Here is a 26557-nt window from a genome sequence, read left to right on the forward strand (position 1 = left end):
ACTGCCTGTATTTTTTTCACTACAGGCCACCACCAATTAATGCTATTTTGAACAGATTTTTTCACGACGAGTTGAAGATAATAGCCTGCTTTACTAAAAGCAAAAAAGATCACTATTCTATTTTAAAATTAATTTGACTCTGGATAATTAATACTCTCCATTCTGAAAAGCCTCCTTGTAAAATACAATCCCCCCGATTATAAGTCCTTTAATAATGAAGGCCGAAAATACAATCATCAGTCCCACTTCCTGTAATAAAAGAATAAGAACTCCATAAAAAAGAAACAGGGCCAATTTTCCTTTATGCTTTTTAATGGATTGTTTATCAAAGCTTGGAATTTTATCAAATGGAATGGTGCTAACCATTAAAAATGATAGCAGAACAATAAGGGGAACTAATACTGAGTTGAGACCATACTTTAAATCTGAAAATAACTCAGGCCGATTGTAGAAAGTAAGGTAAAAAGCCGCAATCATAATAGCTTGAGCCGGTATCGGCAGTCCTTTGAAAAAATCGGTTCGACTTTCCTGGGCGTCCACGTTATATCTTGCCAGGCGAACAGCCCCGCAAAGTGGTGGAAGCGCACTTAAAATAATCCCGACAAAGGGCATTTCTGACAGACCGAACGTATAAAGTAAAAAACCGGGCGCCACGCCAAAAGACACTACATCGCTGATAGAATCAAGTTCAATACCAAATTGACTGGTTGCATTGGAAAGGCGAGCCATAAATCCATCCAGCGCATCAAAAAGTCCTGCAATCACAATAAGCCAGGCTCCAAAAAATAATCGCCCTTCGGATATACTGATAATCGCCAGAAAGCCGCAAAAAAGGTTCATGAGCGTAAAAAAGCTGGGAACTACAATCCGTGGAATCTGCTTCCGGGGCCCCTTTTTCTTCTTTTGCTTCCTACGCCGTCGAAACCGTTTCCACTTCTGTATTGGATATTTCATTTCACAAATTAATCGTAGCTAAAATTGTTTTGCCAGCCACTGCCCGGTCACCTTCAGAAATATTGACCTCTGCACTGGCGGGGACAAGTATATCCATTCTGGATCCAAATTTCATCATCCCAAATCTTTCACCCGCAACTATATCTTCACCCTGTTTAATATGGTAAACGATTCGACGGGCCATAAAGCCGGTTATTTGCCTGAAAAATATCTTTGTACCACTTTTATGACGTACCCCAAAATCTGCCCGCTCATTTAGCTCGGAGGCCCGGTGGTCCCAAGCCATCAAATACTGACCGGGATGATATTCCAAATACTCCAGCTTTCCAGTGACAGGTACGCGGTTAACATGAACATCCAAAGGAGAAAGAAAAATACTGATCTGTTTTGCCGGCCCTTTTATATATCGGTCTTCTTCAACGTCCTGTATAAGCACCACATTCCCATCAGCGGGAGAAATAACGATGTTTTCGCCCTTTGTAATATCTCGATCAGGATCGCGGAAAAAAAAGAGAATAAAGGCAACCAGTAAACCGGCGATTGCATAGATAACATACGAAAACCAATGATCCAAATAGTACGCCCCGGCACTTAGCAGCAATGCAAAGAGTACCGCTATAAATATGGATAAATATCCCTCGCGTGCGAACATAAAAAAGGTTTAGCCGAACTGTCGGATTATATCATTAAATGTAACGAAAATGAAAAGAGCAATAATAAGCAGGAACCCGATCTGCTGAAGCCACATCCGTACTTTAGGCGAGGGTTCGCGCCGGGTAATTCCTTCATAGATAAGAAACATCAGATGTCCTCCGTCGAGTACCGGTATAGGAAGAATATTCATGATAGCCAGTGTGACACTCAGGAAAGCGGTAATATTCCAGAAACCAACCCAGCCCCCTCTGTCAGTGGCTTCTTTTGTAATATTTGCTATTGCAACCGGTCCGCCGAGACTTTCCCGTACGGCTATGTCGCCGGAAAACATTTTGCTAAATCCCTGAACGATACCTACTACCGTTGCATTGGAGCGCTCAACACCTACACCCATCGATTCGAAGAATCCATATTCGAAACGTTCAATGGCAAAAAGGCTATCCGGATTAGGCGCATAAATTCCCAGTTTATTATTGGCATCAGTAGTAAGTTCGTACGACAACTCTTCGCCTTGCCTGTTAATCGTCAGCGATATGGAATCTTCTGTTGAGCTTATGAGCTCAACGGCCTGTACCCAGTAATCAACCGGCTGGCTGTTAATGGAAGTAATTTCATCTCCAGCCTTCAAACCGGCCTTTTCAGCGGGACTTCCGGACTGTACGTTACTTATTTTACTCGGTAAAGCATTAGCCAGGCTAATCAATCCCTGTTGACCAATATCATCGAGCAGGCTATCTGCCACTGTTACCGTTGCTTCCCGCCCATCCCGTTCTACAATATATTGGAGGGTTGAAGAAGTCATAACTTCAGGAGCTATAAGATCATTAAAATATGATACTCGCTCTCCGTTAACTCCTACAAGTCTGTCGCCTGTCTGAAACCCCACCTGCGATGCAAGAGAACCTTCGGCCACATAAATTTCATTGACACTATCAAGTTGAACCTTGGTTTCCCCATTACTAAATGCCAAGCCGCCATATATAATTGCAGCCAAAATCATATTAAAAATAACACCCGCTGTAATAACAACGATACGCTGCCACACAGGTTTGCTGCGAAACTCCCAGGGTTTAGGTTCCTCATCGAGGTGTTCGGTATCCATACTCTCATCAATCATGCCAGATATTTTTACATATCCTCCCAATGGAGTCGCCCCGATGCAATAATCAGTTTCTCCTTTTTTAAAACCAAAGATACGGGGAGGAAATCCCAATGAGAAACGCTCAACACGCATCCCAAAAAACTTCGCCGCTAAAAAATGTCCCAGCTCATGAAAAAATACCAGTATAAGAAGAGCTGCAGCAAAAATTGCAAGTGTTGATAATAAACCTAAAATCCATTCCATGAATTGTATCTGTACTATTTAAAAGGTTAAAGCCAACTTTCTGGCTTCTTTATCAATTTTCTTTAAGGACTCTAACGTAAAAGGTCCGGAATTGTTGAGTCGTACAAGGGATGATTCTATAATATCTGCTATTTGAATATACGAAATTTCCTCTTTGAGGAACCGACTGACCGCCACCTCATTTGCCGCATTTAAAATGGCCGGGGCAAATCCACCGTCGCGGCCGGCCTCAAGGGCTAATCTCAAGCATGGAAAACGATCATAATCCACGGGCTCAAAGTTAAGCTGAAAAGCCTCTCCCCAATCAAGTCGGGGGACATGCAATTCTTCCCGGTCAGGATAGGTGAAGGCATACATAATGGGTACTTTCATTGTCGGGGGACCAAGTTGGGCCTTACTAGAACCGTCATTAAAGGTTACTACTGAATGTATTATACTTTCCGGATGCACCACAGCCTCAATCCGTTCATAGGGTATATCAAACAGCCAATGTGCCTCGATAATTTCCAGTCCCTTATTCATCATAGTAGCGGAATCGACGGTTATTTTGGCGCCCATTGACCAGTTTGGGTGATTAAGGGCATCATCAACCGTTATACCTTCCATCTGTTTTTTATTCCAGGTTCGGAATGGGCCTCCGCTGGCGGTAATGATCAGATTCTCCACTTCATCAATAGGTTCTCCTAGCAAGCACTGTAGCATAGCGCTATGTTCAGAATCCACAGGGATAAGTTGCCCCTTACTTTCTCCTACAATTTTATTTATTAAAGCTCCCCCCACTACCAGCGATTCTTTGTTGGCAAGCGCTACTTTGTTTCCCGCTTTAAGTGCTTCAAGGGTCGGTTCGAATCCCGCGTAGCCCACCAAACTGTTTAATACAATATCAGCTTTCTCCAAAGTAGCAAGATTCAACAGTTCTTCTTTGCCGCTTAACAGCGTGGTATCGGTCTCAGATATTGCCTCATTAAGTACAGAAAAGTGTTTTTTATTGGCAATAAGCCCAAATTCAGGCTCAAACTCTTTTATCTGTTTAGCCATTTTCTCCCAGCTGTTATTACAGCTGAGAGCCAACAGGTTAAACCTATCGGGATGCTCACGGATGATATCCAGCGCTTGCACACCGATGGAACCGGTAGAACCAAGTATGACAATGTTTTTGGGATTCAACGGCTTTCAATTCAATTAGAAAAACATTTGAAAATAGAGAAAAACAGATACAAGTCGGAATCAAATCTGCATCTTAATAACCGCTTTCTGTAGTACAATCTCAATAACAATATTTTTGTGCGATTCCATACATCTGTGCATGTGCTTCTACAGTCTCTTTTAACGTTGGAGCATATCCTCCGGATAATAACAATACCAAAGGCACATCATGGCTTTTAACTTTTCTGATAACAAGTTCGTCACGTCTTTTTAATCCGTCTATACTTAGCGATAAACGACCCAGCTGGTCGGTTTCAAGAGGATCTATTCCTCCCAAATAAAATGTTAAATCTGGATGAAACTGAGTAAATATCTTATGTAGGGCTTCCCCCAATACCTGGAGGTAATCTTTGTCTTCGGTTCCATCCGGTAGTCCTATATCCAGAGACGAAGGTGGCTTTTTAAACGGGTAGTTGTTGGCCCCATGGATTGAAAAAGTAAACACCTCTGCATTATTTTTAAATATTTCAGCGGTTCCATTTCCTTGGTGAACATCGCAGTCTATTATTAAAATATTAGAGGCCCACATAGACTGCTGCAATACTTTAACGGCTACTGCCACATCATTAAACACACAAAATCCTTCACCAAAATCAGGCATGGCATGATGTGTTCCTCCAGCCAAATTCCCAGCCATCCCATCCTCAAGAGCCATTAAAGCAGCATTAATTGTTCCCTGTACCGCCAGTCGAGAACGCAATGCTAACCTCCGGGACCAAGGCAAACCCAAGCGCCGACTTTTCTTGCGATCAAGTGTTCCTTCCAGGATCCCCTTCGCGTAATTGTTGGTATGTACCGTAAGGAGGTTGGTCATATCCACCGGAGATGGAGCGACAATATTACCGGGAGCAATAATCTCTTCATCCAACAGGTACCTATGTAGACCCGTAAACTTTCCCATTGGGAAAATATGATCATCCGGAATTGGTGCGTAATAAGAAGGTGCGTAAGATACTCTCAAATTCTCGATCCTTTATCGTTTTAACCGGATTAGCGCCATCATACGTCCGCTGTTATCTCCTTCTCTGCGGTAGGAATAAAAATGATCTTCATCTTCGATCGTGCATTCTTCGCGAACTTCGATCTGAGCTGTTCCCATTCCTTCCTCCCTGAGCTGATGTACTAAAAACCGTTTCAAATCAACATGGGGTTTCGAAAATTGATTATAATCAACGAATTCTGTTGGAAATTGTTCCGCCACTTCAGTTCCCACCTCAAAATTTTCAAGAGCTAAGCAGGGACTTATAAACGCCTTTAGTACTTGAATTTCAGCTCCTTCTCGTCGCATTATTTGTAATCCTTTGGGAACAATTTTGGCGACAGCTCCTCTCCATCCTGCATGGAAGGCACCTACTACGTAATTGATCGGATCCCAAAGTAATACGGCAGCGCAATCCGCTACCTGTATGGCCAGCGTTAAGCCTGGTAATGTTGTAATTAAGCCATCTGTGGCACTGTATGTCCCCCCTTCATTTACCACCTGAACCCGATTACTGTGGACTTGGTCGGCATAAGCAACCCACTCCTCATCGATGTTTAAAGAAGCAAGTAATGCCAAGCGGTTTTTCAGAATTGCTGATTCATCATCAGACGTATTAAAACCTAAATTGAGGCCTTTAATATGGCTGTCAGGAGCTTGATAGGCACTGTTTTTGAGTGTAAACCATGCCTCAACCGCATCATCTTTTTTTATGACTTCAGGAATAATGAAAGAAAAATCACTCTTCAAGTTTCCCATATAATCTTTCGCGAATTATATCCAATGGAAATGAATTACCGGTCCAATATTCAAATGAGCGACTACCCTGTTCTATTAACATTTCGAGTCCCCCAATGGTTTCTGCACCTGCGGTTTCCGCCTGCTTTAGAAATGTTGTTTTAAGAGGATTATAGACAATATCATAACAAATAGAATCCTGCAGGTATTGCTGTTCTCCCGCTCCAACTGGAGATGATTCTACCCGGGGGGCCATTCCAAGTGGAGTAGCATTGACAATCAAAATAGCATCTTCGCCATAAGCATTCCACTCGGGATATGAAATTATTTGTACGTTCTCAAAGGAGTTAAAAGAATTAATCCTGGCGGGCTTTCTTGAAACAAGATATATCTCCTCCATCCCTACTCGACTCAGTGCCGTAACAAGAGCCCTTGAGGCCCCGCCTGTTCCAAAAATGATAGACCTCCCTCCCATAATATCATCCAGATAATCTTCTAGTGGAGCTAAAAAACCGCTTACATCCGTATTATATCCTTTAAGCCTGTAATCCTTCTTTACGATAGTATTCACCGCCCCTACTGCTCTGGCAGCCGAATCAATCTCATCTAAATATTCGGCTATTTTTTGCTTATAGGGAATGGTTATATTTGCCCCTTTTAACGTATCCTTGTTTAGGTAAGAAGCAAGTATGCTCAGTTCATTACTCTGGAGTTCAACTGCATGATAGCGCTCCTCCATATCATAATATTCCAGAGCTAAGTTATGCATTAAGGGAGAAAGGCTGTGCTCAACAGGATTTCCAAACAAAACATAATGTGGACGAGTTACTTCTTGACTCTCGAGAAAAGACGTCAGATTCATACAGATAAAAAGTAAAAGGAGATTATCGGACAAAAAAAATGCGCACTCTAATAAAGTGCGCATTGATATTAAGAATATAAATCTTGCTTATGCGGCTGCTTCCTCTTCTTCCGCTTCGTCAGCAGCTTCTATTTCTTCAAGAGTATCATCCGCATTTTGTTTAAAAGTATCAGCTTCAGCTTCTTCCTTGAACCGCTGCAAATCTTTTTTCATTTGTGCCGGAAGCGCCTGAATAAATTCGGCTAGTTCTTCTTCGGGCTCTCCAAAAAATGTTCGATAGTCTAGGCTAAAATCGACGCGCGTACGTTCTCCATTGTCTAGAGGAGTAAACCGAATAGTTCCGGTTTGATTTAGATTGCCGTTAATAGTAATCCATGCGAATCGGGTATTTCGTAGATTGTCAATGATATTAGTTGTCCATTGATAATCCTTTCCTCCCATTTGAGTTGCGAACTCAAAAGTCTGAGAATTCACTTTATTTACATGATCGATACGTTCAAAGAAGTGCGGAAAGTAAGTTGGATCACTTAAGTATTCGTAGACTTTGGCCAGTGGCAGATCAACATCAATTCTTTCGTGCGCCATAATTTATATACTTCGAAATTGGTTAAAGTTACTAATTGAAAACGATGAAAAAGTGATTTTTCCAGTTCGTAAGTAGGATTTACCCACAATGCAATAAAATTACGCATTTTTTGCCTAATCAGCAATTAATTTCGGGCTCAATTTAAAACTGATTTTTTAATTCTTAACCGTATGTTCCTTCCGTTTTCCATTCCCCTTTTTACTATAAATCTACTACCTGTTTTCACCTCCTTTAAAAAAGGTCTCCACATGAGTCCAGATTTGTTCCCCGACCTTATGGGCGGGCTGTGTTGCATCCACAGTATAGAACCTTTCTTCTTGTTTAGATAAGCTGTTAAATCCTTTAATTACTTTTTCAAAAAAGAAATCTCCTGCCTGCTCCATGCGATCTTTCTCCTTATCTTTCATCCTTTTTTTAGCTTCATCCAGTGAAACTTTCATATAAATCGTCAGGTCTGGTGCGCGTTTATGGCTGGCAATGCTATTTAATCGGTGAATCTCCTCTAAAGATACTGACGCTCTTCCATAACCCTGGTAAGCGGTAGTAGAATCATAAAACCGGTCTAAGATAACGATACACCCTTCCTCCAAGGCTGGCAAAACTTTTTCTGCGACTAACTGGGATCGCGCAGACGAAAAAAGCAACAATTCCGTAACAGGATCAATATCATAATTAGGATTTAATAAGATATTGCGAACTTTTTCAGATACCTCCGTTCCTCCGGGATCCCGAAAAACTTTTACCTCTGCCCCCTCCCGCTCAAAAGCTTTTTTTAGATTAGCTATCTGGGTTGATTTGCCGCTCCCGTCTATTCCTTCAAATGTTATAAACACCTACTAAATGAACTTATTTTATGGTTGTCATCCTGTCAAACCTTAAGATCAGGAATTTCAATGGTGCAGACAAATTCTTAAAAATCGAATTGACTATCCATTTCAGGTGGTTCTTTGTCCAACACTATGGCCAAAGCAATATAAATCAGCAATGACATCCCAGACCCCGCGAAGAGTGTAATGACAAAAAGGAGCCGCACCACGGTACTGCTAATCCCAAAGTACTTAGCCAATCCTCCGCATACACCGGCGATCTTCTTATCGGAACGAGATTTATATAATTTTTTAGACTGCCGGAAAGCATATCGATCAAACCGATACTTTTCTTCAGAATATCCTTTCTGCGACTTCTTTTCCCCTAAATCATTATCTAGTGTAAAGTCTTTTTTCTCCTCTTTATCAAAATTAAAATCGTACTCCTTAGCTCTCTTCTGCTTTCGTTTTTTCTCCTTTTGTGCCTGCTTTACTTTTTTTCGATCACCTACAAAATAACCAAAACCAACCAAGGTCACCAATACTCCTCCAATAAGCGGCAAGGCATTAATAAACCCGGAAAGATCGGGCCCCCAGCTTAATCCAATCAGCTGTATTACATACATCATACCCACAAAAAACATTGCAAGTCCCGCGATTGTAGCAAAATTCCAGATATTGGTTTTTTCCTTTTCCTCTTCCTCGAGAAATTCCTCCATCGTTTGATGCAGCTTCCGCTCATCAATATCCATAAAGGAATCAATTGATTGTGTAGCTGATTGTTGTCTTGTTTTTGCTGTCATAATTTTTCACCTCCTTTTCTCCTAATACGAAGATAAGGAAACTTTGTTACATCCGATTGATACAGATTCCTACATTCATTATTTGTTTTAAAATAAAAAAGTGAGATGTGAAAATCTTATTGAAATAATCGTACGACTAATGATATTCCCACTGCGGGCCGGAATTGGCTGTCTTCATCAATGGCCACATACCCTCCGGAGATAATTGGATCGTGGGACTGAGCGCAAATGAATATCCGGCTATAAGACCGCTAACCGAAGTATTACCATATTGTCGGCCACCAAACATCAAATCATTAGACATTCCGCCCAATCCCAGGTATGCTGAATTGACGGGCTGTCCTCCAAGAGATTGTTTTTTAAAGTAACAAAACATTCTTAGGCCACCCGCCGGATATACGCTAAAGTATCGCCTGGATCCCCTCTCCAGACCTATCCTATCATTGGTTCTATTTTAACGCTTTGGTTAATCCATAAAGCTGGAAATGTAAGGGCCCCTCCATAAGTAAAGGTCATAACACTACCGCTGGCAGTTACGGACATAGGAGGAAAATATCTGTCGGAAGTGGAACGAGTTATATCTTGGGCACTGCCTGCCGACCAGAAAAACAGCACAATAAATGCGGTACTTACTAATTGTTTTAGTTGTAACATCCTGTTGATTTATAGTTTTAAACTATTATTAAGTAATAGGGTTTTTCTCCAACAATGAATAAATAATCTTTTCTAAGCTACGGCTATCCACAAAAAAATCAAAGAATACCCGGGCTATCTTCTAATAATCCGTTTTTCCGTAATAATTTTATCCAGGGCAATATCAAAAGGTTCAATTGGTAGTTCATCAACCATATTTTGTTCAAAACAAAGCCCTATTTTCGGACATGTAATATCCTCCAGGAAACGATCATAGAATCCTCCTCCGTAGCCAATGCGGTAACCCTGTTCATCTCCCCCCACCATGGGAACAATAACCAACTCTATTTTTTCAATTGGACACTCTTCGCCACCTTCCGGTTCCAGTACGCCCCATTTATTAGGCTTTAGTTCATTATATGACTCCAAGTAGAAATGACGCAGATTTCCAGCCTTAAATTGGGTGACCGGTACGACCATTTTTTTTTGTTCATTCAATATCTCTAGGATTAACGAATGGGTATTGACCTCTCGTCGGTCATTCATGGAAACGTAGGCGTGAATAATTCGAGCCGTCTTATACTCACGTTGATCTTTTAGCTTTGAAATAATCTTATCCGACCATTCCCTGAAATTGGCATCCGAAATATCCCTTCTATTTTTTCTAAGTTCTTCCCGGATAATCTCCTTCCTTTCTCTTTTATCCATATTGCTGCTGTCATTGCACATAAATCAATTTATGCTGACTAAAGTCCTCTCCATCTTCAAGCTGAGCAAGCAGTTCATCCCATATATCGAGACCAAATTTGTTCATGAAATAAATTGTAGCTATGGATCGCTCCTGAAGACTTCCCTCCGGAAAGAGATGTTTATGGATTTTTCGGATACGCTTTAATTGTGTCTCTTCCTGTTGCTTTACCGCGCGGTATACTTTCCCTTTTAGCTTATCCAGTTCGCCAAAATATACTGCGGTTGCTTTACCTGCTGCTCCGTCAAGGGTAGCATCCACTTCAGCTACTTCCTTTCTTTTGGGCTTAGCTATAGACTCAACCTTCTCCTTCCAGTCCGAAAAAACAGCTTCAATATTTATTTGATCGGATTGTTCTACATAAGCCGACTCCAAATCTTCAATGCGCTGAGAATAATCATGGAATGCAAACGGCAGCTCGTCAAAGATGCGATCTATCGCAGGCCCCATAATAGTAGCACTTATACGAGGGAAGATAACCGGCATTTCCATGTCAAAGCAGGAATAGAGTCCCTTCATTTGGCCATAATAAGCAATCTCCCCCGGACCTGCTACATAACCCAGTGTTGGGAGCAGCCTATCCTGTACCAAGGGACGCAAAAAAACATTGGGAGAATATTGCTCCGGATGCTCTTCTATATCTTTAAGCAATTCTTCGGTCGTCCATTCCCATCCGTTTTCGATGGACCAGTGATTTTCATCCGCCCTGTTAATTTTTATACGTTGCCCGTTTTCTTCCAAATAGAAAAGATTAGAATCATATAGGGTTACTTGCTGGTGGAAAGCCTCCCCTATTTCTTCGGTTTTCTTTTGGAGGCAATGCTTTATCCCTTCCACATCCGAAATCGACCGTTTCAGCGTACCTGAGACCAACGATTTTACCTCACTATGATTACTACCAGCCAGCACCACCCCATGTTTTGAAAAAAGACGACTTATCAAATGCCCAAATGCCTGACCAAAAGTCCTTCCTGACTCATAGCAGGTGTCCAATAACTCCCACAGATCAGATGAAAAGTCAGTTTCAACTAGGGCAGATTGCACCTCTTCTTTGAAAGCTGCCAGTTCGCCGTCGGGAAGGGTAATATTCGCAACCGGTGGCAAGGGCTGAGAGCGCGAGGGTAAGGAGCAGCTTTGAAACTGGTCCCTGTTTAACAAATTTAGCTTGCTTACCTCATCATAATCATGATCTTCATCTGCGAGCCAGAATACTGGGATAACAGGGCGATCAAGCATATCCTCCATCTGCCGGGATAAATGGATAGTACTAATTGTTTTTAAAACCGTATATAAAGGTCCTCCATAGATACCCATCTGCTGGCCGGTAACAATAACAAGCGCATCCTCCTCTTCCAATCGCCGGATATTCTCTTTCGCCCGTTCATCTAAATCAAAGGGGATATTAAAATGCTCAAGTATTTCAACGAGCCGCTGACGGTCGCCATCAAATTGAAAATCCTTAACATGTTCCTTTATCGCTTCCTCATCAAAAGGATTCGTCTGATAAAAGGAATTCAGTTTCGAAAAATCAGAAACATATGTTTGAAATAGCTGGGAAAACGGCAGCTGTCGGAATGAATAATTTTTCTTCTGCAATGACTCTAGCTTTTTAACTTCTGAATTTCATCCCGTATGCGGGCCGCCTTTTCATAATTTTCGGTATCAATAGCAGTTTGGAGTTCATTCTCAAGCTTTTCAAGCTTGCTCATCTCTCCCCCCGATTCTTTTCCCTGGGATGTTGCCGTAAGATCTCCCTCACCCTCTGATTCGGAAACAATGCCTGCCTCATCGAGGACCTCACTATTTACAAAGATTGAAGCACCAAAACGAACAGCCAAAGCAATGGCATCACTGGGACGGGCATCCTGTTCACGTTCTTCACCGTTATCGTCATAAATAATTTTAGCGAAAAAAGTCCCCTCGCTTAAGTCATTTATAAAAACCTGATTTATATTGGCTCCAAACGCCTGCACCATATTTTTCAAAAGATCATGCGTCATTGGCCGCGGCGGCTTGATGTGTTCCAATTCCAATGCTATGGCCTGTGCCTCAAACGTACCTATAATAATAGGTAAACGACGATTACCCTCGATCTCATTTAATATTAACGCATAGGCTCCTCCACTACTGGGACTGGTTGAGAGCCCTAAAATATCCATTTTTATCTTATCCAAAGCTGTAATACTTATCTTTTGAAATTAAGGATTCAAATTTACTGATTTTTTATGTACCCGTAAACTTTTTACGGTGCTTTATTAAACGTATAATATCAAACTTTTGTTCAAAAAATAGATTCTTTATAAAAAACCTCGATTATTATGACTAAGGATGTACAATCTCCAAAAGTTGCCTCTATCAAATGGGGTAAAATTTCTTTGGAAAACGGAACTACTTATAAAGATGCAAAATTATTTCCAGGCGGCTCCCGCACGTGGGACTGGAATGAAACCGGCACCCATCACACTCCTGGAATACAACCGGCAGATGTAAAAGAATTACTGGACCATGATGCCGAAGTGGTGATTCTTTCACAGGGATTTAATGAACGATTACAGGTTTGTGATGAAACCCAAGAGTTTCTATCCGAACAAGAAGTTACATACCATATACTACAAACCGAAAAAGCAATACAGAAGTACAACGAGCTATGCGACGGTTACGGCGTTGGAGCTCTTATCCATTCCACCTGTTAGAAGTATTAGTGGCCAAACACCCTATTGCAGGCGAAACTACTGTTTATATCTATTTTAAATAACAACACCTCAGAAAACTTAGTGTGTTTTGAACATCAGAAATCCTATATTCCCCACCTTATTTTATTGACATTATGGGCGTTGGCTACTAATTTCTGACTGACAATTTTAACCGATTTTGACTGATGCTAAATAACTATCTTCCAATCATCATATTAGGCGGTATTGCCATTGTTTTGGCTATTCTGCTAATGAGTCTATCCCGGCTATTGGGCCCCTTCCGTCCGAACACTAATAAGCTCAATCCCTATGAAAGTGGAATGGATCCTGTGGGTGAAGCAAGAGACCGTTACTCAATCAGTTTTTATTTGGTAGCAATGGAATTCATTGTCTTTGATCTTGAAGTTGTCTTTATATATCCCTGGGCTGTTCGATATCTTGATTACGGTTTAGGAACACTCGTAGCAATGATTATATTTATCGTAACACTTTTTATCGGTCTGCTTTATACCGTAAAAGTCGGCACCCTCGATTGGGATGCAAAACAAGGAATGTTTAACTAATTAGACCTGTAGATTTATGGGTATAGAAAGTTCTCTTGGTGACGGTTATTTCACCACAAAAGTTGATGCTTTAACAAATTGGGCACGCTCGAATGCGGCTTGGCCAATGCCTATGGGGCTGGCATGCTGTGCCATCGAAATGATGGCATTTGCCGGACCCAAATACGATGCGGCTCGTTTTGGTTCGGAAGTGATGCGTTTTTCTCCCCGCCAAAGTGATGTGATGATCGTGGCCGGATGGGTAAATTATAAGATGGCCCATGCTATCCGGCGAATTTGGGACCAAATGCCTGATCCCAAATGGTGTATTGCCATGGGAGCTTGTGCTTCAACCGGAGGAATGCACCGATGTTACGGGGTTGTTCAAGGTTGTGATAACTTTTTGCCTGTCGATGCTTATGTGTCAGGCTGCCCTCCCCGTCCCGATGCCCTCTTGCATGCCCTTATGAAAATCCAGGATAAAATTCGCACAGAACACTCTGTAATGCTTGATACCTAATATGGATTTAGAATTATCAGATACACTAAAAAAAGTAATAGACGGACTTTCCGATCAGTTTTCGGATTCGTTCATCGAAGTTTACCAGTCAACCGGCGATACCTTTGTACGAGTTGAAGCGGATGCAGTGGTAGATATTTGTAAATATCTAAAATCTACGCATCATTTTATTTACTTGAATGACCTTTTTGGCACTGACCGGTTTACCTCTGAAGAGCGATTTGAGGTGGTATACAATTTAATTTCTCTTCGCGATCGTGAACGCCTTTTCCTTAAAGTGCGTCTACCCGAAGAAGATCCACGATTAGAATCCGTTGCTGATATATGGAAATCAGCAAGCTGGATGGAGCGAGAAGTCTATGATATGTTCGGAGTTCACTTCGATAACCATCCGGATTTCCGACGCATATTTATGCCCGAAGATTATGAATATCATCCCATGCGTAAAGAATTTCCATTGTTAGGCATACCGGGATCGATTGAACTGCCAAGTACAACGCCAGATACCGAGTAGTCTTTTATGAAAACCAAGAATATTTCAGATCAAGTTGATCCCAAGTTTTTTAAAGAGCATCAAAAGAAGCTCTATCAATCTCTTGAGGATAAGCATACAACGATTGAAATGCAGGATGATGACCCATTGAACACCGAAATGGTGCTTAATATGGGTCCCCAGCATCCTGCTACCCACGGTGTGCTTCGTCTTATTCTTCAGCTTAACGGAGAGCTTATCCAAAAAGCCAAAGTGGACATTGGATATCTCCACCGGGGAGTAGAAAAGATTGCAGAGAACAAAACATATCAGGAATTCATGCCTTATACCGATCGCATGGATTATCTCTCCCCTTATAGTAACAATGTTGCCCTTTGTACGGCCGTTGAAAAAATCGCTGATGTTGAGGTGCCCGAGCGCGCTCATTATATACGGATGATTGGTTGTGAATTGGCTCGTATTTCTTCGCATCTCCTTTGGCTGGGTACCATGGTTATGGATGCCGGTGCTGTATCGTTCTTTATATGGACGTTTCGTGAACGCGAAAAATTATACGACATTTTTGACCATATTGGCGGACACCGATTTACTATCTCGCATGCACGTATAGGTGGAGTTGCTAATGATCTTACCGATGATGCAATGTCGCTCATCAAGGAATTTGTTAATGACTTTCCACAAGAACTGGAGGATTTTCATAATCTGCTTGATCGTAACCGTATTTTCTTCGATCGTAATCGGGAGGTGGGTGTTTTAACTCCTGAACGGGCACTAGAAATCGGAGCAACCGGCCCTACCCTTCGTGCTTCGGGCTACGCATATGATATACGTGACTTTGCTCCCTATGCTCGCTATGACGACGTAGATTTCGAGATTCCTACACGAATGGAAGGTGATAATTTGGCTCGCTACTACGTACGTATGGAAGAAATGCAGCAGAGTATCCGCATTATCCAGCAGTGCCTGGATAAATTACCCAAAGGGCCTGTCCGTACAGATAATGCCAAGCAGGCATACCCCTCCAAAGATGAAGTATATTACTCCATGGAGGGAATGATTCATGACTTTATGATGACTGATATTGGAATTTGTCCGCCTGAAGGGGCCGAAAGTTACCATGCTGTAGAAGGACCGAAAGGAGAGCTGGGATATTTTATCCAAAGTGATGGCACCGGACACCCCTGGCGCCTTAAAATAAACTCTCCGTCTTTTAAAAACCTACAGGCACTCGAAGATATGCTGGACGGAGAAATGGTTGCCGATACGGTAGTTATAATCGGTGGTGTTGACCCCGTAATGGGCGAAGCAGATAAATAAAAAACTAACACAAGTAACAAGGTAGAGCATCGTATTTAACTAATCGCTGCTCATATCTTTAACTTAAAACTTTAGACTGATAGTTTAATGGCTGAATTGTCATTTACAGAAGAAGAGCTACAGGAAATTGAACGCATCAAAGCCAAGTTTCCTACCGTTAAAGCAGCAACTTTGCGTGTATTATGGGTTGCCCAAAATAAATACGGCCACGTAGAACCGGAAGTACAAAGCTTAGTAGCGGAAACACTGGATCTTCCCAAGTCTCATGTAGCAGGTGTCGCCAGTTTCTATACCCAATACTATAAAGAGAAAAAAGGGAAATTTGTGCTGGATGTTTGCACCTGTTTAAGCTGCCAACTTTGTGGAGGATATGATATCCTGCATCATCTCGAAGAAAAATTAGATATTGAAGCAGGTGAAACTACGGATGATGGCCTGTTTACCGTAAATGAGGTTGAATGTCTCGGCGCCTGTGGATATGCTCCAATGCTGCAATTAACAAACGATGTGTATGTTAATAACCTCACCAAAGAAAAAGTTGATACCCTCATTGAAAATTTGAAGAACGGCAAAAAGCCCGAGTTTGAATCAATGGCAATGCCGGAACTGGAAAAACGAAATCAAGCTGCTTCAGAATAATGGCTCAAGACTGGAAATCATACGAACCACTGTTAATTCCCGATATTCCTAATCTGCAGGAAATTGATGTCTACGAAGACAATGACGGATATAAAGCATGGAAAAAAGTTTTAAGTGATCAGAATAAGTGGTCCCGGAATAATGTGATTAATGAAGTAAAGGCAGCCAATATTCGTGGTCGTGGCGGCGCCGGTTTTAACGCCGGGCTGAAATGGAGTTTTATGCCCGAACCAGATGGAGGCCCGCGCTACCTGGCCTGCAATGGTGATGAATCGGAACCCGGTACTTTTAAAGATCGGAAGATCTTTGAATACAATCCCCATTTATTTATCGAAGGGGCTCTTATTGCGGGATATGCGATGAAGGTGGATGTTATCTATGTTTACATCCGCGGGGAGTACATTTCATGGGTACACCAGTTGCAAAAGGCCGTTGATGATGCCTATGAAAAAGGATATTTAGGCGAAAATATTTTAGGTACTGACGTTTCCATGGAGATGGAACTCACGTACGGAGCCGGTGCCTATATTTGTGGTGAAGAAACGGCTATGCTGGAATCTCTGGAAGGCAAGCGGGGTTATCCGCGGACCAAGCCCCCCTTTCCGGCTCAAAAAGGTCTCTGGAATCGACCAACCACTATTAACAATATCGAAACTCTGGCCAACGTACCCCTGATTATTAATAATGGAGCCGACTGGTACGGAAATATTGGTTCAGAAGAACATCCCGGTCCTATTCTGTATGGAATTTCAGGACATGTGAATCGTCCTGGTGTATATGAATATCCTTCGGGCGTTCCTGTCCTGGATCTTATTAATGAAGTGGCTGGGGGCATTCGGGGAGGGAAAGAACTTAAAGCTATTATTCCCGGAGGATCTTCCACTCCCCCCCTACGAGCAGATCAACTTGAGGGTGTAACCATGAACTCAGATTCGCTAAAGGATGCCGGTTCTATGATGGGAACAGCAGGTATGGTAGTCATGGATGAAGATACAGATATGGTAGAAGTACTTTGGAGAATTGCACACTTCTACAAGCATGAGTCTTGTGGCCAATGCACCCCTTGTCGCGAGGGTACCGGCTGGCTTGAAAAAGTATTGATTAAAATAAAAAACGGGGAGGGAGAAATGAAAGATCTCGACTTACTCCTCGATGTGGGTAACCAAATGGAGGGTCGCACAATCTGTGCCCTGGCGGATGCCGCAGTTTGGCCGGTGCGCCACACTATAAATCGTTTTCGAGACGAATTTGAAGCACGTTGCAAGAAATCAGCGCACGCAGTGGCCTGATTGATTGTGTTATTTAAAAATAAAAGTAGAAATTTTGATATTGCGGACATCTTTAAACGGGTGTCTCTAAACAATAAATATAAAAAACGATGCCTGAAGTATTTATAGACGGTAAACGTTACGAATATGAAGGAGACCATATGCTGCTCCAGTTCATTCTGGACCAGGGATTGGAGGTTCCTTTTTTCTGTTATCATCCCTCTATGTCAATACCGGCAAATTGCCGGCAATGTATGGTGAAAGTAGGGACTCCTGTTAAAGATCGTGAAACAGGTGAATACGAGCTCGATGAAAATGGGAAGCGTAAAATCCGGTGGTTTCCTAAACCTCAAACATCCTGCTCTACCCCACTGCAGGATGGAATGGTTGTCCATACCCAGGAAACGTCCGAAGAGATTGAACGTGCTCAAAAAGATAATCTGGAGTTTATTTTAATAAACCATCCACTTGACTGCCCCATTTGCGATCAGGCCGGGGAATGCCCACTACAAATACAGACCTATAAATATGGACCTGAAGGCAGTCGTTTTGAAGTTAAAAAAGTGCATCGTCCCAAACGTGTTCAGCTTGGGCCTCGTGTTGTACTGGATGCGGAACGCTGCATTAACTGTACACGATGTGTCCGTTTTACGGAAGAAATTAGCGAAACTAATCAGCTTACGATTGTAAAACGCGGTGCTGATAACTATCCCATGACTGGTCCAGGGGAAGAGTTTGATGATCCATATTCCCTCAATACCGTTGATATTTGCCCTGTAGGCGCCTTGACATCAGCAGATTTCCGATTTAAGGCTCGTGTGTGGGAAATGAATCAGACCCCAAGTATTGATATTACAAACGGTAAAGGATGCAATATCGATTTATGGACGCGTGATAATGAGGTACTGCGTATTACTCCGCGTCAAAATCCAGAAGTGAACGATTATTGGATGCCCGACGCTGGTCGTGAAGCATACGAACAATTTAATGAGAATCGGGTTTCTCGACCCTCTATAAAACTGGATGGTAATAACCATTCCAATACTTCATGGAATAATGCTGTTGAAACCTTTGCTGAGGCCATAGAAGCACATGATCCAAAAGATTTTGCGGTCATCGGCTCTCCACATGCCTCGGTAGAAGAAAACTATGCATTCAACAAATTCTTTAACTTACTGGGAAGCCCAAATGCTATCTTCACCCCTCACATTATTCCTGGTTATGGTGACGATTTTCTTATCACCGACGATCAGGCTCCCAATACCAATGGATGTCGCCTGATTAATCTTGATGAAGTAGATGAAAACGGAATTAAGACAGCCATAAAGGAAGCAGAAATTGTTGTCATCTTATCTGATGATTTAGTGGGAAGAGAAGTATTAACGGCCGAAGATTTTTCTGATACCTATACCATTTCACTGGCAACCAATAAGACAGATACCACAAAAGCTTCTGACTTGGTCATTCCAATTACGTGCATAGCAGAACATGCGGCTAGCTATGTGAATATCAATGGCCGAATTCAACGTTCATATCCGGCAAAAGAAACAAAATATACCAACAGACGTCTTAACCTTGAAATGTCTGAAGGACGCCTTGACCGCTACGGTACCGATTTCGATAACTGGGTGAGTGAAGATAATAAAGTGGACTGTCTGCCACTCTGGGAATTCTTAAATCATCTGGGAGATCGACTTGGACTTGAATTCAATTTTGAGCACTCCCGTTCTGTTTTCAGTGAGTTAAGTGACCATTTTGAAGCACTTGAAAACGTTAGTTACCAAAAAATGGATGAAGAACAAGGTGTTCAGCTTCCCATTGAAAATACTGAAGTAAAACAAGCTTAATAACACTATTACATGGAGCCTGTAACTACTACATCATATATTGTTTTAGGAATTGCGCTATTTATGCTGCTTAATTCGGCAGCTATAGCCGTTTATGCGGAACGACGCGTTTCGGCTTTTATTCAAAACCGATTGGGCCCTAATCGGGTGGGACCGCTGGGACTGTTTCAGCCTTTGGCTGATGTTGTAAAGCTTTTGCTAAAGGAAGATGTGACTCCGGCCAAGGGTTTTAAAACCATTCATGCCATTGCCCCGATGATTCCGGTGGTAACCGCCCTGATGACCATTGCGGTTATTCCTTTCGGAGATGGGCTATACGTAACGGATATCAACGCAGGAGTACTTTACCTGCTAGCTGTAAATTCACTGGGAGTCTACGGTGTTACACTTGGGGGCTGGGCTTCCAACAGTAAATACTCTCTTCTTGGAGGGTTACGGGCCGCTGCCCAAATGATCAGCTACGAATTGCCCATGGGAATGGCAATCGCCTCTTGCATTCTCTTTACCGGTTCCCTTAGCTTGATTGATGTAGTTGATTCCCAGGAAGCATGGTGGAATTTATTTAGAAACCCTATTGCCGCGGTCATATTCATTGTAGCCGCTTTTGCCGAAGCCAACAGAACTCCCTTCGATTTGGTTGAGGCAGAGCAGGAACTTGTTGGTGGATTCCATACCGAATACAGCGGCATGAAATTTGGTATGTTCTTTCTGGCCGAATACATGCACGTAGTCATTGGCAGTATGCTTATCACTACCTTTTTCTTTGGCGGCTACCACCTGCCCTTTGCCCAGTATTGGCTGCCCGAAATGGGCGCAACCGCAAAGGCGGTACTGGATGTTTCAGTATTTACACTCAAAACAGTGTTCTGGGTGTTTACTTTCATTTGGGTACGGTGGACTATTCCTCGATTTAAGTATAACCAAGTGATGAAGCTGGGATGGAAACGTATGCTGCCTATCAGCATTATTAATTTTATTGTCTTGGCAATTATCGTTTATGGATGGCATCACTACGTTGCTTAATAGCAAATAAATAGATAATCTAGGGAAGGGATTGACTGCAATTCCTTCCCTTTTTTATTGGAAAAAAAGTAATCCAAATATATCACTAATCGAATTTTGCCACTTCATTTTGTAAGTTAAGGGAGCAAAAAGATTATAGAGATAAGATTTTAGTTTACCGGATATCATGAAAAAAGCAGCCTTTAAAACCCTCGGATGTAAGCTGAACTATTCAGAAACCATGCGGATTCAACAAGATTTTGAAGAAGAGGGCTATAACATTGCTGATTTTGACCAGAAGGCCGATATCTATGTCATTAACACCTGCTCTGTGACACAGAGTGCAAACAGTACCTGCCGAAGAACGGTGCGTAAAGCTTTGCGTAGAAATCCGGAAGCCTTTGTTGCTGTGATCGGTTGCTACGCACAGTTAGAACCAGATGAGATTGCTGAAATTGACGGTGTGGATGCCGTTCTGGGCGCTAAAAATAAATTTAAGCTTCTTGATCTCTTTGATACCTTTGAAAAAAGAAATGAACCTATTGTTTATAATTCCGATGTAAACCAAGCCGTCGATTTTCATAATGCTTTTTCTGCGGATGACCGAACTCGAGCATTTCTGAAAGTTCAGGATGGCTGCAGTTATAAATGCTCTTTTTGTACGATCCCAATGGCACGGGGCGAAAGCAGAAGTCCTAAGATTAACTCCGTAGTACAAAATGCCAAGTTATTGGTCGATGAAGGATTTAAGGAAGTCGTTATTACGGGAGTAAATGCCGGAGATTTTGGCCGCGGTACTGATGAAGACTTCTTCATGCTGTTGCAAGCACTTGACCAGGTTAGTGGACTTGAACGCATTAGGTTTTCTTCGGTGGAGCCAAATTTAATGCATGAGGAATTGATTCATTTTTCTGCGGAGTCAAATAAAATTCAGCCTCATTTCCATATGCCACTGCAAAGTGGAAGTGATAAAATGCTGGGACTTATGCGTCGACGTTACCAATCAGACCTTTACCGAGAACGCGTTCAGCTCATCAAAAAGTTAATGCCCGATGCCGCTATCGGCGTAGATGTAATTACAGGCCACCCGGGCGAAACCGATGAACTTTTTGAGGAATCTTTTGACTTTATCGAATCACTACCTGTTTCCTACCTGCATGTATTTACCTATTCTGAACGCCCCAATACCCATGCTCTTAATATTGAACCCAATGTACAGGACAGTGTGCGAAAAGAGCGTACCCATAAGCTACGGCGCCTTTCGGAGAAAAAAAGATATAACTTTGATACTTCCTTTTCAGGAGAAAAGCGAAAAGTTCTTTTCGAAGGTTCCAATCATAATGGGGCTATGCTGGGTTGGACTGATAACTATATCCGGGTGGGAATTCCTTATAATCCACGGTATGAAAACAAGGTTTTACCCGTACACCTTGGGGCCCGTTCACGCGAAGGATACCTCCTTGGCGAGCTCACTAAAGATGCTAAAGAAGAGCAGCAGGTAATCGCAGAACTTGTAGGTTAATTAACGAACTAATGGCTAATTCTAAATCCAAACAAATTATTGAAGAGGTTCTTCATTTTTTAGAAACTGAGCGCAGCCTCTATGGTGATTTTGAAGTCTCTCAGAATGATTCTGATGCAAAGGAACAGGAGAAAGAAGCTAAAGCCAATTCCTTTTCTAATGAAACTGACATCAATATAACTTCTGAACCTTCACCTGATACAAATGCCCCTGCTCAAAAAAAGGCTAAAGATAGTTCGAAAAGCATTTATGAGCAGATAGATCAATGTAGTACACTGAAGGAGTTGGAAGATCTTTGCCGAAAAGCAAATGTACTTAAAACAGATTTAGATGATACACAATTGGTTTTTGGGGTCGGCAATCCTGATGCGGACCTTATGCTTATCGGTGAGGCCCCTGGTGCGGAAGAAGATCGACTGGGAGAACCGTTTGTAGGCAAAGCCGGACAATTGCTTAACAAAATTCTCCATGCAATCGACTTTGATCGTGAAGAAGTATATATAGCAAATATTTTAAAACACCGCCCCCCGAATAATAGAAATCCGAAACCTGAAGAACGCAAGCGTAGTCTTCCCTTTTTGCTTAAACAGATAGACCTGATCAATCCAAAGTTAATCCTGGCTCTGGGAAAAGTATCCGCACAAACCCTCCTGGGCAATGATCAGTCCCTGACAAAGATGCGGGGCAAATTTCACTCTTTCGGAGATAAATATCAGCTTATGGCTACTTATCATCCCGCTGCCTTATTGCGACATAAGAAGTGGAAGCGCCCAACCTGGGAAGATGTACAACGGCTCCGTAAAAAGTATGACGAACTCAATGGCGAACCCTAATTTTAATACTTTTAATACGATTAGCACTTCGTTAAAAGCAGTGGATTTATTATACTTTATGATCCCTTAAAGGCCGAAATAATCTTCGTTAATCTTCTCCTTAAAATAATATTTAATTCAACAGTTTTTTACTTCGGATGGCATCAGAAGGGTCAAACTTTAATAACAACGACGCTCAGATTATGGATCAGGAAGGGAGAGTCCCCCCACAGGCAGTAGAAGTTGAAGAAGCTGTCTTGGGGTCAATGCTTATCGAACATGAGGCTGCAACGGTAGCCCTGCAAATGTTATCAGCTCGAGATTTTTATAAACCAGCCCACCAGCACATTTTTGAAGTCCTTCATGATTTGTATGAACGGGATAATCCCCTTGACCTTTTAACTGTTGAAAATGAATTGCGGGATAAAGGGCTGCTGGATACATGTGGAGGTGCAGGTTATTTATCAGAGCTTACCCGTTCCGTAAGCTCAGCTGCCAATGTCGATTATCATGCACAGATCATAGCTGAAAAGGCAACCAAAAGGAACCTTATTCTGGGATGTACTGATATTATCAAGGAAGCATATGACAGCTCCTCTGATCCTTATGATGTGCTCGATAAAGCAGAACAACGTATTTTTGATCTTGCAAACTCCAAACAGCGGGCTCAGGCTCAACCTATTGGAGATGTGTTAAAAGATACGCTTTCTCATCTTGAAGATATTCGGGGCCAATCTGCCGGTATTACTGGGGTTCCTACCGGTACAGATATAGATAAAAAAACAGCCGGATGGCAAAATGGAGATCTCATTATTATTGCAGCACGCCCTTCTATGGGTAAAACTGCCTATGTACTAACAACTGCCCGTAATGCAGCCCTTCACCAAAATCCTGATTTGAGAACCAAGGTCGCAATTTTTAGCCTTGAGATGTCTAATCAATCTCTCGTGCAACGCTTGCTAACTATGGAGGGGCGCATAAACGCTCAGTCTGCCCGGTCGGGAAGACTGGAAGATGAAGAGTTTAAACGTTTGATTGATGCGGCGGGTCGACTTTTTACCGCTAATATATTTGTAGATGACACCCCGGGACTCAGTATCATGGAGCTTCGTACGAAATGCCGAAGACTTAAAAGCGAGCATGATATTGGCCTCATTGTAGTGGATTACCTTCAACTAATGACTGCTTCTGGTAAAGACTTCGGTACACGGGAGCAGGAAATTGCATCTATATCACGTGGACTCAAAGCTCTGGCAAAAGAACTCAATGTTCCTGTGGTAGCCCTTTCACAGTTAAGTCGTGCAGTCGAACAGCGCGGTGGTGATAAGCGTCCACAGCTTAGTGATTTGCGTGAATCGGGATCTATCGAACAGGATGCCGATGTGGTTTGTTTCTTATACCGCCCGGAATACTATGGAATCAAAACAACTCCTGAAGGACAATCAACAACCGGACTTGCTGAGATAATAATAGGTAAGCAACGGAATGGACCTACAGGTACTGTTCCCCTCTACTTTGTAGAAGAGTATGCCCGATTTGAAAATTTGACTGCTGCCGAACCCAGTCCATTTGAAGAAGGCGGTAACAACGAAACAAATAATAGCAGTAGCGAAAGCAGTGGTCCTCCCCCTATGGGACATAACCCAGGTGGTGATGGAGACAAAGCACCATTTTAAACTCTTCCTTCTATTTCCACAAATTCTATAACTTATCAGTAATTAATACGGCTTCTCTAACAGCTCGCATTTCTGAATAAGTTCCCCTAAAAATATTTAATTATTTTTTTTTAATATTAGTTAGAAATTACTAATTTACTTTCAGGTTTAAAACAAACCCAAACAATCAGCGATTTTTCGTTGGTTCAAAGGATAGAAGAAAATAAATATCTTCTTCCTTCACTTTAACAAAAGGTGTTAGATATGGGGACATCCAGATTTGCAGCTCTTACTTTTTACTCGATAGCTATTCTTACTGCTTCTGTATTGGTTATCGGATTTTTTCTATTGCTGGATTGGCCTTTAATGGCTGAAATTCCGATAGGTATAGTGAGCTTTATATATCTTGTTGTATTTTCACGCTATCTTTTTAATAACTGGGAAAGCATTAAATCTGTTGTGATGAATGGCGCAACTGATCATGTTGGGTCATCACTATTCGACAACCAGTATTCTTCCAGTGAAGAAAACCATTTGTCCTGATATTTAATTAACTATGGTTAAATAGTAAGAATAGCCTTTATACCTGTTCCCCCCCTCTCTCTTTAACCAAGTAGTGAACCTACTTCACAGCCACAAGTAAAGGCTACTCACTCCTTTATGAATTCTGCAAGCTTCTTGAAGCCAATAGTTCGTTTCTTATTACTATTTAAAGCTTCCGTTTCAGAGGATAAATCATCGGATTTAACAAGATTTTTATCTTTATAAATACCAAATAAGTGTTTAAATATTAATTTTATACTTGGCAACATAACAGAGCCCAATATTAATGTAATACATAGTAGCATACTGGGTTCCAGGTTTTGCGTCATATAAATTAATCCGATAATAACCGTATTCGCTATCCAGAGACTTATTGAAGCATAATGCTGTGGAATATTTGATTCAATCAATTTGTGATGAATATGATTATGGTCCGCTATAAAAGGAGAATGTCCTGACAATAATCGTATAACTGATACTCTGAGTGTATCTACTACGGGTATTATCATAACAGCAACGGCCATTACGGTTGCATTTTCTATATACCATCCACTCTCTGTAATAGTTTGGTTAAGACTGATAAACTGTAAAGATAAAAATGCCAGTATAAAACCTACTGCCATTGCACCGGTATCCCCCATAAATATTTTTGCCGGATGAAAGTTAAATATCAGAAAACCAATAAGAGCTCCGGAAAGAACAAAGGAAAGCATTCCCAAGGAATGGAAACCAGCACCAAAAAACCATATTCCCAGAAACACTGATGCTACAAGTCCCACTCCTCCTGCAAGACCATCAATTCCATCTATCAAATTATAAGAATTGATTAGTGCGACAATAATAACGACAGAAAGACATACTCCTACAATCCAAGATAACTCATAAACTCCAAACAGTCCGTTTAGGTTATCAATATATATTTTCCCCCCGAGTACTATTTCAACAGCGGCTAAAAGCTGAACAATAAACTTTTTAGCTGGCGAAATAACCAGGATATCGTCTTTTATACCGATCAGAAACAACATAAAAAGGGAGGCAACAAAAAAAGGATAGGAGGTTAAATTGGTAGCTCCACCCCAAACCGAAAAAGAAATGAGAAAAGCTGCAAATATTCCTATTCCTCCTAATGTTGGTATCATGCCCGAATGAAATTTTCGTACATCATCCGGTTCGTCAATAAGATTTTTCAACCCCGCAATCTGAATAATAACCGGCATCGAAATATAACTAATCAGCAATGATGTAAGTACTGCTGGAAAAACCCACACTAAACTTTCAGACCCCATAACTTTTCCCTCAAGTTACTCTCTATAGCCAGACGGCTTTTTTTAACCCGACTAAACTATATTTTTATTTATAAAATTGTAAATCTTTTATAGGTGCTAAACCT

The 26557-nt window shown here is 41.7% G+C and carries 29 protein-coding genes; 13 read left to right on the forward strand and 16 right to left on the reverse strand.

Translation table 11 applies throughout. The features are described 5' to 3' along the window. Positions 1 to 147: 147 nt before the first annotated feature. From pssA to ABEB05_RS04185, 15 genes are all read right to left on the reverse strand, one after another. On the reverse strand, positions 148 to 954 hold the full coding sequence (gene pssA, locus ABEB05_RS04115; protein WP_265787756.1) for a CDP-diacylglycerol--serine O-phosphatidyltransferase: 807 nt from the start codon (positions 952 to 954) through the stop codon (positions 148 to 150). A gap of 1 nt (position 955) precedes the next feature. Further along, positions 956 to 1606, reverse strand: a complete 651-nt coding sequence (locus ABEB05_RS04120) for a phosphatidylserine decarboxylase family protein (RefSeq protein WP_265787758.1) — start codon at positions 1604 to 1606, stop codon at positions 956 to 958. Positions 1607 to 1615: 9 nt separating this feature from the next. Then, entirely contained in the window at positions 1616 to 2953 is a 1338-nt protein-coding gene (gene rseP, locus ABEB05_RS04125) for an RIP metalloprotease RseP (protein ID WP_265787760.1), read from the reverse strand. Positions 2954 to 2971: 18 nt separating this feature from the next. After that, a complete protein-coding gene (locus ABEB05_RS04130) occupies positions 2972 to 4120 on the reverse strand; it encodes a 1-deoxy-D-xylulose-5-phosphate reductoisomerase (RefSeq protein WP_265787762.1) in 1149 nt (382 codons plus the stop codon). Between the two features lie 100 nt (positions 4121 to 4220). Continuing rightward, positions 4221 to 5120 carry a histone deacetylase family protein gene (locus tag ABEB05_RS04135; protein WP_265787763.1) on the reverse strand — a complete coding sequence of 300 codons (900 nt, stop codon included), beginning with the start codon at positions 5118 to 5120 and terminating at the stop codon, positions 4221 to 4223. 12 nt (positions 5121 to 5132) lie between these two features. Next, complete coding sequence (gene pgeF / locus ABEB05_RS04140) at positions 5133 to 5897, reverse strand: peptidoglycan editing factor PgeF (protein ID WP_265787765.1); 765 nt, start codon at positions 5895 to 5897, stop codon at positions 5133 to 5135. Next, positions 5878 to 6738: a shikimate dehydrogenase gene (aroE, locus tag ABEB05_RS04145; RefSeq protein ID WP_265787767.1), complete on the reverse strand. Its 861-nt coding sequence runs from the start codon at positions 6736 to 6738 to the stop codon at positions 5878 to 5880. Before aroE ends, pgeF begins: the two co-directional genes overlap by 20 nt. Positions 6739 to 6825: 87 nt before the next feature. Beyond that, entirely contained in the window at positions 6826 to 7323 is a 498-nt protein-coding gene (locus ABEB05_RS04150; RefSeq protein WP_265787769.1) for an SRPBCC family protein, read from the reverse strand. Between the two features lie 213 nt (positions 7324 to 7536). Continuing rightward, positions 7537 to 8157 (reverse strand): dTMP kinase, encoded by a 621-nt coding sequence (tmk, locus tag ABEB05_RS04155; RefSeq protein WP_265787771.1) that lies wholly within the window; start codon positions 8155 to 8157, stop codon positions 7537 to 7539. Positions 8158 to 8234: 77 nt separating this feature from the next. Next, positions 8235 to 8933 (reverse strand): PspC domain-containing protein, encoded by a 699-nt coding sequence (locus ABEB05_RS04160; protein WP_265787773.1) that lies wholly within the window; start codon positions 8931 to 8933, stop codon positions 8235 to 8237. A 136-nt stretch (positions 8934 to 9069) separates the two neighbouring features. Then, positions 9070 to 9309 (reverse strand): hypothetical protein, encoded by a 240-nt coding sequence (locus ABEB05_RS04165; RefSeq protein ID WP_265787775.1) that lies wholly within the window; start codon positions 9307 to 9309, stop codon positions 9070 to 9072. A gap of 56 nt (positions 9310 to 9365) precedes the next feature. After that, entirely contained in the window at positions 9366 to 9587 is a 222-nt protein-coding gene (locus ABEB05_RS04170; RefSeq protein WP_265787777.1) for a hypothetical protein, read from the reverse strand. Positions 9588 to 9701: 114 nt separating this feature from the next. Continuing rightward, positions 9702 to 10274, reverse strand: coding sequence for a 5-formyltetrahydrofolate cyclo-ligase (locus tag ABEB05_RS04175; RefSeq protein ID WP_265787779.1), 573 nt, complete (start codon positions 10272 to 10274; stop codon positions 9702 to 9704). A gap of 10 nt (positions 10275 to 10284) precedes the next feature. Further along, entirely contained in the window at positions 10285 to 11910 is a 1626-nt protein-coding gene (gene bshC, locus ABEB05_RS04180; protein WP_265787781.1) for a bacillithiol biosynthesis cysteine-adding enzyme BshC, read from the reverse strand. 5 nt (positions 11911 to 11915) lie between these two features. Next, entirely contained in the window at positions 11916 to 12488 is a 573-nt protein-coding gene (locus ABEB05_RS04185; protein WP_265787783.1) for a bifunctional nuclease family protein, read from the reverse strand. A 144-nt stretch (positions 12489 to 12632) separates the two neighbouring features. On the opposite strand from ABEB05_RS04185, the gene ABEB05_RS04190 reads away from it, so the two are divergent. The 13 genes from ABEB05_RS04190 to ABEB05_RS04250 all read left to right on the forward strand — a co-directional run bounded on the left by ABEB05_RS04190 (position 12633) and on the right by ABEB05_RS04250 (position 25167). Next, complete coding sequence (locus tag ABEB05_RS04190) at positions 12633 to 13007, forward strand: Mth938-like domain-containing protein (RefSeq protein WP_265787785.1); 375 nt, start codon at positions 12633 to 12635, stop codon at positions 13005 to 13007. A gap of 185 nt (positions 13008 to 13192) precedes the next feature. Further along, positions 13193 to 13570, forward strand: coding sequence for an NADH-quinone oxidoreductase subunit A (locus ABEB05_RS04195; protein WP_265787787.1), 378 nt, complete (start codon positions 13193 to 13195; stop codon positions 13568 to 13570). A 16-nt stretch (positions 13571 to 13586) separates the two neighbouring features. After that, positions 13587 to 14069, forward strand: a complete 483-nt coding sequence (locus tag ABEB05_RS04200; RefSeq protein WP_265787789.1) for an NADH-quinone oxidoreductase subunit B — start codon at positions 13587 to 13589, stop codon at positions 14067 to 14069. Position 14070: 1 nt separating this feature from the next. Continuing rightward, entirely contained in the window at positions 14071 to 14583 is a 513-nt protein-coding gene (locus ABEB05_RS04205; RefSeq protein WP_265787791.1) for an NADH-quinone oxidoreductase subunit C, read from the forward strand. A gap of 6 nt (positions 14584 to 14589) precedes the next feature. Next, the gene (gene nuoD, locus ABEB05_RS04210) at positions 14590 to 15879 is read left to right on the forward strand and encodes an NADH dehydrogenase (quinone) subunit D (protein ID WP_265787793.1); all 1290 of its coding nucleotides are present in this window, start codon (positions 14590 to 14592) and stop codon (positions 15877 to 15879) included. 87 nt (positions 15880 to 15966) lie between these two features. Continuing rightward, positions 15967 to 16518, forward strand: a complete 552-nt coding sequence (locus ABEB05_RS04215; RefSeq protein ID WP_265787795.1) for an NADH-quinone oxidoreductase subunit NuoE family protein — start codon at positions 15967 to 15969, stop codon at positions 16516 to 16518. Then, positions 16518 to 17807, forward strand: coding sequence for an NADH-quinone oxidoreductase subunit NuoF (gene nuoF, locus ABEB05_RS04220; RefSeq protein ID WP_265787797.1), 1290 nt, complete (start codon positions 16518 to 16520; stop codon positions 17805 to 17807). Before ABEB05_RS04215 ends, nuoF begins: the two co-directional genes overlap by 1 nt. Positions 17808 to 17896: 89 nt before the next feature. Further along, positions 17897 to 19633 (forward strand): NADH-quinone oxidoreductase subunit G, encoded by a 1737-nt coding sequence (locus ABEB05_RS04225; protein WP_265787799.1) that lies wholly within the window; start codon positions 17897 to 17899, stop codon positions 19631 to 19633. Between the two features lie 12 nt (positions 19634 to 19645). Further along, the gene (gene nuoH, locus ABEB05_RS04230; protein ID WP_265787801.1) at positions 19646 to 20656 is read left to right on the forward strand and encodes an NADH-quinone oxidoreductase subunit NuoH; all 1011 of its coding nucleotides are present in this window, start codon (positions 19646 to 19648) and stop codon (positions 20654 to 20656) included. Between the two features lie 166 nt (positions 20657 to 20822). Continuing rightward, a complete protein-coding gene (gene mtaB / locus ABEB05_RS04235) occupies positions 20823 to 22157 on the forward strand; it encodes a tRNA (N(6)-L-threonylcarbamoyladenosine(37)-C(2))-methylthiotransferase MtaB (protein WP_265787803.1) in 1335 nt (444 codons plus the stop codon). A gap of 11 nt (positions 22158 to 22168) precedes the next feature. Continuing rightward, positions 22169 to 22990: a uracil-DNA glycosylase gene (locus tag ABEB05_RS04240; RefSeq protein WP_265787805.1), complete on the forward strand. Its 822-nt coding sequence runs from the start codon at positions 22169 to 22171 to the stop codon at positions 22988 to 22990. Between the two features lie 137 nt (positions 22991 to 23127). Further along, complete coding sequence (dnaB, locus tag ABEB05_RS04245; protein ID WP_265787807.1) at positions 23128 to 24645, forward strand: replicative DNA helicase; 1518 nt, start codon at positions 23128 to 23130, stop codon at positions 24643 to 24645. Positions 24646 to 24888: 243 nt separating this feature from the next. Continuing rightward, a complete protein-coding gene (locus ABEB05_RS04250) occupies positions 24889 to 25167 on the forward strand; it encodes a hypothetical protein (protein ID WP_265787809.1) in 279 nt (92 codons plus the stop codon). Positions 25168 to 25274: 107 nt separating this feature from the next. Here the strand turns inward: ABEB05_RS04250 and ABEB05_RS04255 are convergent, their stop codons facing one another. Next, a complete protein-coding gene (locus ABEB05_RS04255; RefSeq protein WP_265787810.1) occupies positions 25275 to 26453 on the reverse strand; it encodes an MraY family glycosyltransferase in 1179 nt (392 codons plus the stop codon). Positions 26454 to 26557: the final 104 nt, after the last annotated feature.

This window comes from Fodinibius salicampi (assembly GCF_039545095.1).
GTDB lineage: Bacteria > Bacteroidota > Rhodothermia > Balneolales > Balneolaceae > Fodinibius > Fodinibius salicampi.